The sequence below is a fragment of the Dechloromonas hankyongensis genome (genome assembly GCF_022012295.1).
GTDB lineage: Bacteria > Pseudomonadota > Gammaproteobacteria > Burkholderiales > Rhodocyclaceae > Azonexus > Azonexus hankyongensis.
This window is the reverse complement of the sequence record NZ_JAKLTN010000003.1, coordinates 110,892-124,342: the sequence shown is the minus strand read 5'-3', so window position 1 is coordinate 124,342 and position 13,451 is coordinate 110,892. Positions and strand designations below refer to the sequence as shown.

12 protein-coding genes are annotated in these 13,451 nt (G+C 63.2%); 4 read left to right on the top strand and 8 right to left on the bottom strand.

Features of this window, described 5'->3' with window-relative positions:
• Positions 1-69: 69 nt before the first annotated feature.
• Positions 70-1,092 carry an aminoglycoside phosphotransferase family protein gene (locus LZ012_RS16185; protein ID WP_275711913.1) on the bottom strand — a complete coding sequence of 341 codons (1,023 nt, stop codon included), beginning with the start codon at positions 1,090-1,092 and terminating at the stop codon, positions 70-72.
• A 91-nt stretch (positions 1,093-1,183) separates the two neighbouring features.
• On the opposite strand from LZ012_RS16185, the gene LZ012_RS16180 reads away from it, so the two are divergent.
• From LZ012_RS16180 to rsmA, 4 genes are read left to right on the top strand one after another with little or no spacing between them, the layout of a single operon-like run.
• Positions 1,184-3,733, top strand: coding sequence for an LPS-assembly protein LptD (locus LZ012_RS16180; RefSeq protein ID WP_275711912.1), 2,550 nt, complete (start codon positions 1,184-1,186; stop codon positions 3,731-3,733).
• A complete protein-coding gene (locus LZ012_RS16175; protein ID WP_420839542.1) occupies positions 3,733-5,049 on the top strand; it encodes a peptidylprolyl isomerase in 1,317 nt (438 codons plus the stop codon). The genes LZ012_RS16180 and LZ012_RS16175 overlap by 1 nt, the downstream gene beginning before the upstream one ends.
• Complete coding sequence (gene pdxA, locus LZ012_RS16170) at positions 5,049-6,038, top strand: 4-hydroxythreonine-4-phosphate dehydrogenase PdxA (protein ID WP_275711910.1); 990 nt, start codon at positions 5,049-5,051, stop codon at positions 6,036-6,038. Before LZ012_RS16175 ends, pdxA begins: the two co-directional genes overlap by 1 nt.
• Positions 6,035-6,802, top strand: coding sequence for a 16S rRNA (adenine(1518)-N(6)/adenine(1519)-N(6))-dimethyltransferase RsmA (rsmA, locus tag LZ012_RS16165; RefSeq protein WP_275711909.1), 768 nt, complete (start codon positions 6,035-6,037; stop codon positions 6,800-6,802). The genes pdxA and rsmA overlap by 4 nt, the downstream gene beginning before the upstream one ends.
• Before the next feature lie 53 nt (positions 6,803-6,855).
• Here the strand turns inward: rsmA and LZ012_RS16160 are convergent, their stop codons facing one another.
• The 7 genes from LZ012_RS16160 to LZ012_RS16130 all read right to left on the bottom strand — a co-directional run bounded on the left by LZ012_RS16160 (position 6,856) and on the right by LZ012_RS16130 (position 12,981).
• The gene (locus LZ012_RS16160) at positions 6,856-7,047 is read right to left on the bottom strand and encodes a YgaP family membrane protein (RefSeq protein ID WP_275711908.1); all 192 of its coding nucleotides are present in this window, start codon (positions 7,045-7,047) and stop codon (positions 6,856-6,858) included.
• 73 nt (positions 7,048-7,120) lie between these two features.
• Positions 7,121-7,792 (bottom strand): Crp/Fnr family transcriptional regulator, encoded by a 672-nt coding sequence (locus LZ012_RS16155; RefSeq protein ID WP_275711907.1) that lies wholly within the window; start codon positions 7,790-7,792, stop codon positions 7,121-7,123.
• 5 nt (positions 7,793-7,797) lie between these two features.
• Positions 7,798-8,562: an exodeoxyribonuclease III gene (gene xth / locus LZ012_RS16150; RefSeq protein WP_275711905.1), complete on the bottom strand. Its 765-nt coding sequence runs from the start codon at positions 8,560-8,562 to the stop codon at positions 7,798-7,800.
• Positions 8,559-9,047: a glutaredoxin family protein gene (locus tag LZ012_RS16145; RefSeq protein ID WP_275711904.1), complete on the bottom strand. Its 489-nt coding sequence runs from the start codon at positions 9,045-9,047 to the stop codon at positions 8,559-8,561. Before LZ012_RS16145 ends, xth begins: the two co-directional genes overlap by 4 nt.
• Before the next feature lie 23 nt (positions 9,048-9,070).
• Complete coding sequence (locus LZ012_RS16140) at positions 9,071-11,128, bottom strand: M3 family metallopeptidase (protein ID WP_275711903.1); 2,058 nt, start codon at positions 11,126-11,128, stop codon at positions 9,071-9,073.
• A 61-nt stretch (positions 11,129-11,189) separates the two neighbouring features.
• Positions 11,190-11,963: a DUF2189 domain-containing protein gene (locus LZ012_RS16135; protein WP_275711901.1), complete on the bottom strand. Its 774-nt coding sequence runs from the start codon at positions 11,961-11,963 to the stop codon at positions 11,190-11,192.
• Positions 11,964-12,048: 85 nt separating this feature from the next.
• Positions 12,049-12,981: a phosphoribosylaminoimidazolesuccinocarboxamide synthase gene (locus tag LZ012_RS16130; protein ID WP_275711899.1), complete on the bottom strand. Its 933-nt coding sequence runs from the start codon at positions 12,979-12,981 to the stop codon at positions 12,049-12,051.
• Between the last annotated feature and the right edge of the window lie 470 nt (positions 12,982-13,451).

The following is a 13,451-nucleotide window of genomic DNA, read 5'->3' as shown; positions in this document are numbered from 1 at the left end:
TTGAGGATCGAGTGGTCCAGAGCGAGGGTTTTTGCTAACGGCTAATAACTAACGACTAACAACTCGTCCTTACCGCCGGTAGCCGATCTGCTCGGTGTTGCCTTCCAAGCGGTCGAGCAGGTTCTGCAGCGGCTTGAGCTGGACGTAGCGGCCGGCCGTCTTGCGGGCGTAGTTTATGAAGCGGGGCAGGTCTTCGCTGTACTTGTCCTTGCCGTCGCGGTACTTCAGGCGGCAGAAGATGCCGAGCACCTTGAGGTGGCGTTGCAGGCCCATCAGTTCGTACTCGCGCCAGAAGGCGCCGAAGTCCTCGCGTACCGGCAGGCCGGCGGCGCGGGCCTTTTCCCAGTAGCGGACGACCCAGTCGATTTCCTGTTCTTCGTCCCAGGAGATGAAGGCGTCGCGGAACAGCGAGACGACGTCGTAGGTGATCGGGCCGCAGACGGCGTCCTGGAAATCGATGATGCCCGGGGTCAGGCGTTCGGCGCTTTCGACGACCATCAGGTTGCGCGGCATGAAGTCGCGATGGACGAACACCTTGGGCTGGGCCAGCGCCGAATTGATCAGGAACTTGAAGCTGCGGTCGAGCATGATCTTCTCGTCGTCGCTCAGTTCGACGCCGAGGTGGCGGCCGACGAACCATTCCGGGAAGAGGTCGAGTTCGCGACGCAGCAGCGTGCCATCGTAGGGCGGTAGGGTGGCAGCGCTGGAGGCGAGCTGCCATTTGACCAGCACATCGAGCACCGGGCGAATCAGCAGGTCGGCCAGCGACAGGTCTGCGTTCAGCGCGTCGAGGTAGCCGATGCGGCCGAGATCGGTGAGGACCAGGAAGCCGTTGTCGAGATCCTTGTCGAGAATGCGCGGGGCGGCCAGATCAGCCTTGGCGAGCAGGCCGGCGACGTGGATGAAGGGCTTGCAGTCCTCTTTTTCCGGCGGCGCGTCCATCAGGATGCGCGTGCTGCCATCCGGCCAGGTCAGCCGGAAATAGCGACGGAAGCTGGCATCGGCCGAGGCCGGGGTGATCTGGACCGATTGATTGGGGAAGCGCTCGGCTACCCAGTTTGTAACAAGTTGATCGCGCGTCGAGGCTTGCATAAGCGGGCGGAGGTGGGTTCGTTGTAAAATGCCGGGATTTTAACACTCGGGTTCCGGTCGTTCCGGTCCTCACTCTTCCTCGAACGCCTGAATGCCCGGTTTTCCCCGCCGTCCGCTCGCTGTTTTCGTCTGCTGCCTGTTTGCCGGCACGCAGGCGGGATATGCGGCTATCGACCTCGAACGGACAATCGCGCCGGCTGCCGACTCGGCCGCGCAGGAAGAGGTGCAGACGCCGCTCCTTCTGGCGGCCAACGACCTACCGCTCAATTTGCGCCAGGAGCGCAAATTCGATGTCCTGAAGAAAAAAAAGGAACCGGTAGAGAAGGAACAGGCGCCCAGGGCTCCACTCGAAGAAGCGCCGGTGGCGCTAAAACATGATGATAGCTATCCGCTGTTCATCATTGCCGATCAAATCGAAGGCCAGTCCGACGAGGTGACGGAGGCCGAGGGCAATGTCGAGTTGCGCAAGGTCGGCAACCTGCTTTATGCGGATCGTCTGACCTATCGCCCGCTCGACGATGAAGTCGAAGCGACCGGCTCCGTCCGCCTGTTGCAGGATGGCTCCGAGATCAGCGGCCCGCATTTGCGCATGAAGATGACAGAACAGGTCGGCTCGGCGGAGCAGGTGACCTATCACATCGTGCGCGACGTGCCGAGCCGCTTCTATGCCCAGCAACAGACGGTAGTGACGGTAGCGAGTAGCAATGCAAATACGTCGGGCGCGCCGATGATGCTCAACGTGGCCAACAGTTACGGGCTGCCGACACAATTGCCGCCGCCTCGCCAGTCGGAGGCCAATGGTTACGCCGAGCGCATCGACTTTGAGGGCGAGAACCAGATGTCGCTCTTCTCGAATACCTATTCGACCTGCAAGCCGGGGAGCGCCGATTGGTACCTGAAGACTGCGGAAACGCATCTTGACTACGATCAAGGCGAGGGTACGGCCAAGGATGCCACCCTGTGGTTCCAGGGGGCACCCATCCTCTATACCCCGCTGGCCTCCTTCCCGCTGAACAACCTGCGTCGTTCCGGCATTCTGCATCCGCATTTCTCGACTTCGACACGCAGCGGTCTCGATTTCACGGTGCCCTATTATCTAAATTTAGCACCGAATTACGACCTGACCCTGGCGCCGCGCTACCTGTCAAAGCGTGGTACACAACTGGGCGCCGATGCCCGTTACGTCGATTACCACTACGAGGGGCAGGCGCGCTTCGAGTACATGCCGAACGACGAGATGCTCGGGCGCAGCCGCTATGCTTATCGCATCGATCATCGACAGAACCTGGGGCGTGGGCTTTCGGCGGTGATTAACTGGAACGGCGTTTCCGACGATTACTACTGGCAGGACATGACCTCCCGCCTGTTGCAAACATCGCAAACCCAGCTACCTCGGCTGGTGTCGCTGGGCTATTCGCCTGCGCCCTGGCTGCAGACCAATATGCAGGTTCTGCGTTACCAGACCTTGCAGATCGACCCGTCCAACCCGATCGCGCGTCCCTACTTCCTCGAGCCGCAACTGAACCTCATTGCTTACAAGCCGAACCTGTTTAAGACCGATTTCTCGGCGGTAGGCCAGTATTCGCGCTTTACCCATGTCGATCCAACCAAGGTGCAGGGCGATCGTATGGTGTTCTATCCGCAGGTGTCGTTGCCCATCGTCCATCCAGCTTTCCAGATCACCCCCAAGGTCGGCCTGCATCTGACAAAATATTCGCTGGACGATCAAACTTCCGGCCTGCCCAATACTTACAGTCGGGCCTTGCCAACCTTTTCGCTCGACTCGACCGTAGTTTTCGAGCGCGAGGGCGACTGGTTCGGTAAGGGCTACATCCAGACCCTGGAGCCGCGCCTCTATTACGTGAATATTCCGTACAAGGACCAGAGCCAGATTCCGCTGTTCGATAGCGGCCTGACTGACTTCAATTTCGCGCAGATATTTTCGGAAAACCGTTACAGCGGCTACGACCGCATCAATGATGCCAACCAGTTGACCGCCGGCCTGACCACACGCTTGCTCGACGGCGAGACCGGTGTGGAAAGCTTCAAGGCGATGGTCGGCCAGCGCTATTACTTCAAGCCTCAGCGTGTTTCTATTGCTGGCGAGACGACCCGGCGGGACAATTTCTCCAACATCGTCGCTGCGTTCAACGGGTTGGTGGCGCCCAAGACCTATACGGACCTGGCCGCCGAGTACAACTACCGGGAAAACGTCATCGAACGCTTCTCGGCCGGAGCGCGCTTTCAGCCCGCGTTCGGCAAGGTGTTGTCCGCCAGCTACCGCTATACCCGCGATGCCTTGACAGGTAGTTCGACGGTCGATCAGGTCGATTTTGCCGGCCAATGGCCTCTGTCGGCGAACTGGTATGCTGTCGGCCGCTATAACTACTCGCTGCGCGACAGCCGTGCGCTCGAGGTGATCGCCGGCGTCGAGTACAACGCCAGCTGCTGGTCGGTCCGTCTGGTTGCGCAGCGACTGGCGGCGATTTCCGGCACACCCAACGAGACACTGTTCCTGCAACTCGAACTCAACGATTTCGGCAGCATCGGCTCCAACCCGATCGGCATGCTCCGGCGCAGCATCCCGGGGTATGGCAAGATCAACGAACTGCCCACCGACAGCCATCTGCTCACCCCCTAATGACGTCCATGACCCCATTCGCCCGTACCTTCGTTTTTCTGATCGCCTGCCTGAGCAGCTTGTTTTCGCAGGTCTCGTTCGCCGAGCCGCAGGAGCCGGTCGAGGCTGACCGCATCGTGGCTGTCGTCGGCTCCGACGTGATCACCTACGTCGAGTTGCGCAATCGTCTGGCCTCGGCCCTCAAGCAATTGCAGAAGCAAGGGACGCCCTTGCCGCCGCAGGACGTTCTCGAACGCCAGATGCTTGAACGCCTGATCATGGATCGCGCCCAGTTGCAGTACGCCAAGGATTCCGGGATGCGGGTCGATGACGTCCAGCTTGATCAGGCCATTGGCCGCATCGCCGCCGGTAACAAGATGTCGCTGCCCGACTTCCGCGCTGCGCTGGAAAAGGACGGCCTGCAATACGCCAATTTCCGCGAGGACATCCGCAATGAAATGGTCTCAGTTCGTCTGCGTGAAAGGGAAGTGGACAGCAAGCTGATCATCTCGGAAGGAGAAATCGACAACTATCTCGCCACCCAGGCGGCTTCGGGCAGCGCCGAGGAATACCAGTTAGCGCACATACTGTTGCGGGCCCCGGAGTCGGCCAGCCCGGAACAATTGCAGAAGCTGCGCCTGCGTGGCGAACAGGCGCTCAAGCGGGCGCGCGCCGGCGAGAACTTCGCCGAACTGACGGCTGCTTTCTCCGACGCACCGGACGCGTTGCAGGGTGGCGATCTCGGCTGGCGTCCGTTGAGCCGTCTGCCCGGCCTTTATGCCGATGCCGCCGGCCGCCTGCAGCAGGGCGAGGTCAGCGAACTGCTGCGCTCGTCGGCCGGCTTCCACGTCGTCAAGCTGATCGGCAAGCGCGGCGGCAGTGGGCCGGCATCGGTGCAGCAGACGCGGGCCCGCCATATCCTGATCCGGGTCAACGAAGTGGTGTCCGAAGCGGAAGCGCGCCGCAAGCTGGAAGCCGTGCGCGAGCGCATCATCAACGGGGTGGATTTCGCCGAGCAGGCCCGCCTCTATTCGCAGGACGGTTCGGCCGCCAAAGGCGGCGACCTGGGCTGGCTGAGCCCCGCCGACACGGTCCCCGAATTCGAACGGGCCATGGATGCGCTGAAGGTTGGTGAGGTCAGCCCGGTGGTCCAGTCGCCGTTCGGCATGCACCTGATCCAGGTGCAGGAACGCCGCGAACGCGACGTCTCGGCCGAGCGCCAGCGTGCCGTGGCCCGTCAGGCCATCCGCGAACGCAAGCTCGACGAGGCGTACCAGGACTGGCTGCGTCAGCTGCGCGACCGCACCTATGTCGAAAACCGCCTCGACGAAAAGTGATGTTGCCACGCATTGCCGTCACTAGCGGCGAACCGGCCGGCATCGGGCCGGAACTCTGCCTGCAGCTGGCGGTGCATCCGGGGCCGGCCCATCCGATCGTGATCGGTGACCGGAACCTGCTGGCTGCCCGCGCCTCGCAACTCGGCCTGAGCATGCTCTTCCGGGATTACCAGCCGGAAAACCAGCCGGCGCCGGGCGTGCTCGATGTCCTGCACGTTCCGCTGGCCCAGCCGGCGGAAGCGGGTCGCCTCGATGCGGCCAACGGTCCTTATGTGCTGTCCGTGCTCGACCGTGCGCTGGAAGGTTGCCTGTCTGGCGAATTCGCGGCCATGGCGACGGCACCGGTGCACAAGGGAGTCATCAACCAGGCGGGCGTGCCGTTCACCGGGCATACCGAATACCTGGCCGAGAAAACCGCGACCCCGCTGGTCGTCATGATGCTGGCCGGCGACACCGCGCGCGGCCCGTTGCGCGTTGCGCTGGCCACCACACATCTGCCGCTGAAGGACGTGCCGGCCGCCATCACGCCGGCGGTACTCGAGGAAACGCTGCGCATCCTGCATGCCGACCTGCGCGGCAAGTACGGCCTGGCCCAGCCGCGTATTTTGGTCGCCGGACTCAATCCGCATGCCGGCGAGGGGGGATACCTTGGCCGGGAGGAAATCGAGGTGATCACCCCGGTGCTCGACAAGCTGCGCGCCGCAGGCATGCTGCTCAGCGGTCCGCACCCGGCCGACACCATGTTTACCCCGCCGGTACTCGCCCAGGGCGATGCCGTGCTCGCCATGTTTCACGACCAGGGGCTGACCGCGCTCAAGTACGCGACCTTCGGCCATGGCATCAACGTCACGCTGGGCCTGCCCATTATCCGTACCTCGGTCGATCACGGCACGGCGCTCGAGCTGGCCGGCACCGGCAAGGCCGACCCCGGCAGCCTGTTCGAGGCGGTCGCCGAAGCGGCGCGCATGGCACAAAGGAAAATCCCATGAAAGGCCACGTCGCCCGCAAACGCTTCGGCCAGAATTTCCTGGTCGATAGCGGCATCATCGCCGCCATCGTGTCGGCCATCAATCCGCAACGCGGCGATACCGTCGTCGAGATCGGTCCCGGTCTGGGCGCGATTACCGAACCTCTGTTGGCCCGGGTCGATCACCTGCATGTGGTCGAGATCGACCGCGACCTGATCGCACGTCTTAGGAAACAGCACAGCCCGGACCGCATGACTATCCATGAAGGCGATGCACTGGCCTTCGATTTCGCCAGCGTCGGCCAGAACCTGCGCCTGGTCGGCAATCTGCCCTACAACATCTCGACGCCGCTGCTCTTCCATCTCGCCGATTACGCCGAAAACGTCTACGACATGCATTTCATGCTGCAGAAGGAAGTCGTTGAGCGCATGGTCGCCGAGCCGGGCGACGCCGATTTCGGCCGTATGTCGGTGATGCTGCAATACCGTTTCTGGCTGGAATGGCTGATCGACGTGCCGCCGGAAAGCTTCGATCCGGCGCCCAAGGTCAACTCGGCTGTCGTTCGGCTGATTCCCAAGCCGGCTGCCGAGCTCAACGCCAAAAACCTGGGCAAGCTGTCGCAGGTAGTGCTGACCGCCTTCTCGCAGCGCCGCAAGATGCTGCGCAATACCCTGAAGGGGACGCTGGACGATGCGGGCTTTGCCGCCCTGGGCATCGATCCGACGCGGCGGGCCGAGGATATCCCGGTCGAGGGCTATGTCCGGATCGCCAATTACCTGAGCTGACGCCAGACGACAAAAAACCCGCCGCAGCGGGTTTTTTATTGCCGGACGGTTGCTTACTTGTTCGCCGGGCAGGTCTTGATGCCGAGCAGCGAATAGGCCGGGCACCAGCCCATGAGCCCCGTTGCAAGCGGCACGATGCCGATATAGCCCCAGGCCGGCAGGATGCCGGCCACGGTGGCGCCGATCAGGCCGGCGCCGGCCACGATACGCAGGATTTTGTCGATACCGCCAACATTTGCAGCCATGGTGTTTTCTCCGTCAGATTGGTTGGGACGGAGGCACTTTAACGTCCCGATATGACGGGGTATGTAACTTTGGTCACACAGCGGCGATTTTCTGCAGGCCGGGGCGGTCGACGATGGTCAGCTGCTCGCGGCCGAGGGCGACCAGCCCTTGGGCGGCAAAGCCCTTGAGCAGGCGGCTGACGATTTCGCGCACGCTGCCCAGTTCGTCGGCCAGCTGCTGGTGCGTTACATTCAGCGCATTGTCATGGCGGGCCAGCAGCAGCTTGGCCAGGCGCTGGTCGAGGCGGGCAAAGGCGACTTCCTCGACCAGTTGCATCAGTTCGGCGATGCGTTCGGTAAACAGATGGAAGACGAAGTCGCGGAACGTCGCATGCTCGACCAGCAGGCGCGAAAATTCGTCGACCGGCAAGGCAAGCAGGGTGAGCGGCGTTTCGGCGACGCCGCGCGCGTTGTAGTCGGTATGGCCGAGCAGGCAACTGGAGCTGATGATGCACGAGCCGCCCGGAATGACGCGGTAGAGCATCAGTTCGCGACCGCTGGCCGCCAGCTTGATGACCTTGATATTGCCTTCGAGCAGCAGCGGAAAGCCCTGGCAGGGCTGATGTTCTGCGAAGACCTGGCTGCCGGCCGGGATGTGCATGACGGCCGCCGCCTGCGTCAGGGCGGTGAGCCGTTCGGCCGGCAATCCGGACAGGGCCGGATACAGGCTAAGCAAGCGCTCGGTGGTTGTCGCTGCCGTCGGCATTGTGGTCAGGCTATCGTCGCCCAGGCCGGGGCATGGTCCGACGGGCGCTCCAGCTTGCGCGGGGCGCGGTCGATGCCGGCAGCCGAGCATTTTGCGGCCAGGGGCGCGGAGAGCAGGACATGGTCGATGCGCAGGCCCTGGTTTTTCTGGAAACCGAGCATGCGGTAGTCCCACCACGAAAAGGTTTTCTCCGGTTGCTCGAAGAGGCGGAAGCTGTCGGCGAGGCCGAGCCCGATGAAGCGCTGGAACGCGGCGCGTTCGGGTTCCGAGCACAGGATTTCGCCGGCCCAGCGCTGCGGATCATGAACGTCGCGGTCGTCGGGGGCGATGTTGTAATCGCCGCACAGAGCTAGTTGCGGATACTTGGCCATTTCCTCGCCGAGCCAGACGGCCAGGGCATCCAGCCAGCGCAGCTTGTAGTCGTACTTGTCGCTGCCCACCGCCTGGCCGTTCGGCATGTAGGCGCAGACGATACGCGTGTCGCCGACCGTGCCGCTGATCAGGCGCTTCTGCTCGTCCGGGAAGTGCGGGTTGCCGAAAACGACATCGTGGATAGGCTGGCGGGCAAGCAGGGCGACGCCGTTGTAGGTCTTCTGGCCGGAGAAGGCGACCTGATAACCGGCGGCTTCGATCTCAGCCTTGGGGAAATTGTGGTCTTCGAGCTTCAGTTCCTGCAGGCACAGCGCGTCGGGCTGGGCGGCGGCCAGCCAGTCGAGCAGGTGGGGCAGGCGGACCTTCAGCGAATTGACGTTCCAGGTGGCGATTTTCACTTGTTCAGGGCGCCCGCAGGTTTGCTGCCGTAGGGGGCGGTTTTCGGGTAGCCGGCGAGGTCGAGCAGGTTGCTATAGGCTGCCGCATCGAAGCCCCGGTAACTCTGCTTGCCGACCTTGAGCGCCGGCACCGCGGCCTCGCCGATCAGTTGCTTGAGTTCGTCGATTTCGGCCTGCGTCTGCACCGCTTTTTCGGTGAACGGGACGCCGCGGCTATTCAGCAGGTCGCGCGCTAGTTTGCAGTCGTTGGTGCATTCGGCGGCCGAGTACAGCGTGACGGGAAAGGCCTCCATTGCTTTCTTGACGGCAAAGGGGAGGTTGTCGCCCGGCTCGGCGTTGGCACCGGCCTTGAGCACCGATTTGGTCCGGCCCGGCGGCGGCGAGTCGGAAATGACTGTCTTGCCGTTCGGATCGGTCCAGCGGTAGGTTTCAGCAGTGGCCGAAGCGCCGGTCATGGCCAGGCAAAGCATCAGCAGGTAACGCATGGTTGTTCTCTCCCTCGAACCGCTCAGGTCGCAATCATACCGCTATGACGGAGTAGTGCATCGGGGCTGGGGTCGCGGCCGCGGAAAGCGCGGAAATTTTCCAGTGCCGGGCGCGACCCGCCCATGGCCAGGATTTCATCGAGGTAGCGCTTGCCGACCGCCGGATCGAAGGGATTGCCGGCTTCCTCGAAAGCCGCATAGCAGTCCGCAGACAGCACTTCCGCCCACTTGTAGCTGTAGTAGCCGGCCGCGTAGCCGCCGCCGAAGATATGCGAAAAGCTGTTCGGAAAGCGGTGCCATTCCGGCGGTATCAGCACGGCGACCTCGTCGCGCACTTCGCGGATCAGGTCCATCACGGTCTTGTTGCCCTTAGGATCGAATTCGCAGTGCAGGCGCATGTCGAAAATCGAGAATTCGAGCTGGCGTACCGTCATCATGCCGCTCTGAAAATTCTTGGCGGCCAACATCTTGTCGTACAGCGCGCGCGGCAGCGGTGCGCCGGTATCCACATGCGCGGTCATCCCCTGCAGCACTTCCCATTCCCAGCAGTAGTTTTCCATGAACTGCGATGGCAGTTCGACAGCATCCCATTCGACACCGTGGATGCCAGAAACGCCCAGTTCCTCGCCACGCGTCAGCAGGTGGTGCAGGCCGTGGCCGGCTTCGTGGAACAGGGTGATCACTTCATCGTGGGTGAAAGTGGTGGGCTTGTCACCGACCGGGCGGGCGAAGTTGCAGTTGAGGTAGGCGATCGGTTTTTGCATGCCGCCGGCGGTGCGCTTACGCGACCTGGCCTCGTCCATCCAGGCGCCGCCGCGCTTGGTTTCGCGGGCGTAGAGGTCCATGTAGAACTGGCCGACCAGCTCGCCGGCCGGCGTTTCGATGCGGTAGAAGCGCACGTCGGGGTCCCACACCGGCGCGTTGTCCGGCTTTACCTTGACCGTAAACAGGCTTTCGACGACCTTGAACAGGCCGGCGACGACCTTGGGCTCGGTGAAGTACCGCTTCACTTCCTGTTCGGAGAAGGCATAGCGGGCCTGGAGCAGCTTTTCGGACACATAGGCGGCGTCCCACGGCTGGAAATCGGCGATGCCCAGCTCGTCCTTGGCGAAAGCGAGCAGTTCGGCCATGTCGCGCTGGGCGAAAGGCTTGGCCTTGGCCGCCATGTCGCGCAGAAAGGCGAGGACCTGGGTCGGGGTATCGGCCATCTTGGGCAGCAGCGAGACTTCGGCGAAGTTTGCGAAACCGAGCATGTGCGCATCTTCGGCGCGCAATTCGAGCAGGCGCTTCATGATCGGCGTGTTGTCCCACTCCGGCTTGCTCGACCCGTCGGCGAATTCGGCGGCGCGGGTGGCGAAGGCGCGGTACATGCGGGCACGCAGCTCGCGGTTGTCGGCGTACTGCATGACCGGGCCGTAGGACGGCGCGTGCAGCGAGAATTTCCAGCCGGTGAGACCGGCCTTCTCGGCATTCAAGCGGGCGGCTTCCTTGACGTCGTCGGGCAGGCCGGCGAGCAGGGCTTCGTCGGTGATGATCTCGGCGAAGGCGCTGGTCGCATCGAGCAGGTTTTCCGAGAACTTGGCGGCCAACTGCGACAGTTCTTCCATGATCGCCTGGTAGCGTGGCTTCTGGTCTTCCGGCAATTCGGCGCCGCTGAGACGGAAATCGCGGATCTCATTGTCGATGATCTTCTGCTGCTCGCGGCTGAGCGTGGCGTACTCCGGACGGCCCTTCAGGGCGCGGTACTTGTCGAACAGGGCCAGGTTCTGGCCGAGTTCGGTATAGAAGCGGGAGACCTCCGGGAGCATTTCGTTGTACGCCTCGCGCCAGGCCGGCACGTCGTTGACCGAATGCAGGTGGCCGACGATGCCCCAGGCGCGGCCGAAGCCTTCCAGGCCGTCGGACAAGGCGCCGGCGAAATCGGTCCAGGTGGCCGGGGTGGATTCTGCAGTCAGCCGTTCGATCAGCGTGCGGCCGTCGGCGAGCAGGGATTCGATGGCCGGCTTGACGTGTTCCGGCTGGATCAGGTCGAAGCGGGGCAGGTCGGAGAAATCGAGCAGCGGATTGGCGGTAGAGGTCATGGTCGTCGGGTAACAAAAACGGGCGGCCTACGCCGCCCGTGGATTGGCGTTGTTCAGCAGCCTATTCTACAAGGTCGAGATAGGCGTGCCACGTGGCATGGCCGAGAATCGGCATGATCACCACCAGCCCGAAGAGCAGGGTGGCGAAACCGAGCAGGGTCAAGCCGACCAACATCACCGCCCACAACAGCAGCGGGCCGGTATTGAGCAGGAAGGCGCGCACGCTGGTCACGGTGGCGGTCGGCATGTCGGCGTTGTGGTCGAGCATCATCGGTACGGAGACGACCGAGATGGCGAAGACGCATAGGGCGAGAACGCCGCCCAGCGCGAACCACGTGGCGATGAAAGCGGTATGTTCGCCGCTGAGGAGCAGGCTGACGATGAACGCGTGGGCATCGATGCCCGTTTCGCTGCCGAGCAGGGCGAAGGCGATGGCCGAGAAGCGCTCCCACATCAAGCCGACCAGCGCCAGCAGCAGCCCGAAGATGGCCAGCGACTCGCCGTTGCGGCGGAAGCAGTGCAGTGTGTCGATGAAGAAAGGTTTTTCGCCGTCGGCGTTGCACCGGCTCAGTTCGTTCAGGCCGGCGGCCAGCAGCGGGCCGACCAGGAAGAAGCCGGAAATCGATACGGTCAGCAGATGCGGCCGGTCGAGCGTGGCTAGAATGATTAGGTCGCCGCACAGGGCGAACAGCAGGCCGTAGGCCAACGAGGGCAGGGGGTTGGCCTTGAGGTCCCGCCAACCTGCGCGCAGCCAGTAGAACGGGCGATCCATCGCGATGCGCCGGACACCAGGGATCGGCAATCCGCTGCCGTGAAAATCGGATACGTGTCTCATGTCTGCCTCCCCTTATGGTGACAGCCATTTTGACCCGGCCGTTGCGGCCGGGTTCAGCAAAAATCGCCCCGGAGGGCGATTTCGATTACAGCGTCTTGCCGGTCAGGCGCTCGTAGGCTTCGATGTACTTGGCGCTGGTGCGGGCGACGACGTCGGCCGGCAGCTTCGGGCCGGGGGCGACCTTGCCCCAGTCCAGGGTTTCCAGATAGTCGCGGACGTACTGCTTGTCGTAGGACGGCGGGTTGATACCTTCTTGGTACTGGTCGGCCGGCCAGAAACGCGACGAGTCCGGGGTCAGCGCCTCGTCGATCAGGTGCAGCGTGCCGGCGGCGTCGATGCCGAACTCGAACTTGGTGTCGGCGATGATGATGCCGCGGCCACGGGCGTAGGCCGAAGCTTCCTCGTACAGGCGGATGGCGGCGATGCGGGCCTCGTCGGCCAGGCCGGCGCCGTTCTTGCCGGTGCCGGCCAGCGCGTCGGCCAGATCGGCGGCGCAGTTGGCCTGGGCGGTGGCGAAGGAAACGTTCTCGTCATGGTCGCCGACTGCAGCCTTGGTGGCCGGTGTGAAAATCGGCGCCGGCAGCTTGGCGGCCATCTTCAGGCCGGCCGGCAGCGCGATGCCGCAGATAGCACCGGTCTGCTGGTAGTCCTTCCAGCCGGAACCGATGACGTAGCCGCGGACGACGGCCTCGATGGGCAGCGGGCGCAGGCGCTTGACGACGACGGCACGGCCGCGCACCTGGTCGCGCTCGTTCTCGGCGACGACCGATTCCGGATCGATGCCGGTCAGCTGATTCGGAACGATGTGGCCGAGCTTGTCGAACCAGAAATTGGCCACGGCCTGCAGCACCTCGCCCTTGCGCGGGATCGGGTTGGGCAGGATGACGTCGAAGGCGGACAGGCGGTCGGTGGTGATGATCAGCAGCTTGTCGGCATCGACGGCGTAGATGTCGCGGACCTTGCCCTTGTTGAGGAGGGGGAGGCTGGTGATGGTGGATTCGAAGAGCGGAGCGGTCACGATCGGGGTCCCGAAATGAGCAAAACGCGCATTATAAATTAAGCTGGGTTTGGTGTTTGGGGGCTGATGTAGCGCACCGGTTTTTGCCGGCGATGGGTTCCGCCCTTGCGGGGCGTCTTACTTTCTTTTGCTTCGCCAAAAGAAAGTAAGCAAAGAAAAGGCGACCCTGGGTCGGTGCCCGCTGCGCGGGTTCCCTGCGCTACTCGGGACAGGCGGGGGCTGCGGAACTCGGCCCTGCGGGCCTCAGACAGTCCTCGCCCTTTTTCCGCCAGACCCTGCGTTGCTCGGCACCTCTCAAGGGGCCCGGTGAACCATCCGGGTTCGACCAGTGATTCAGCTTCTCGGCTAATCGTAGCGTTTGTCTTTTCGGATGGTGCCTGGTCCCGAGACGCCTTTCGGGTCCCCCTGAGAGGCGCTGAGCAACGCAGGCTGGCCGGGGGCAGTCGGCGAGGACTGTTTGAGGGGCGCAG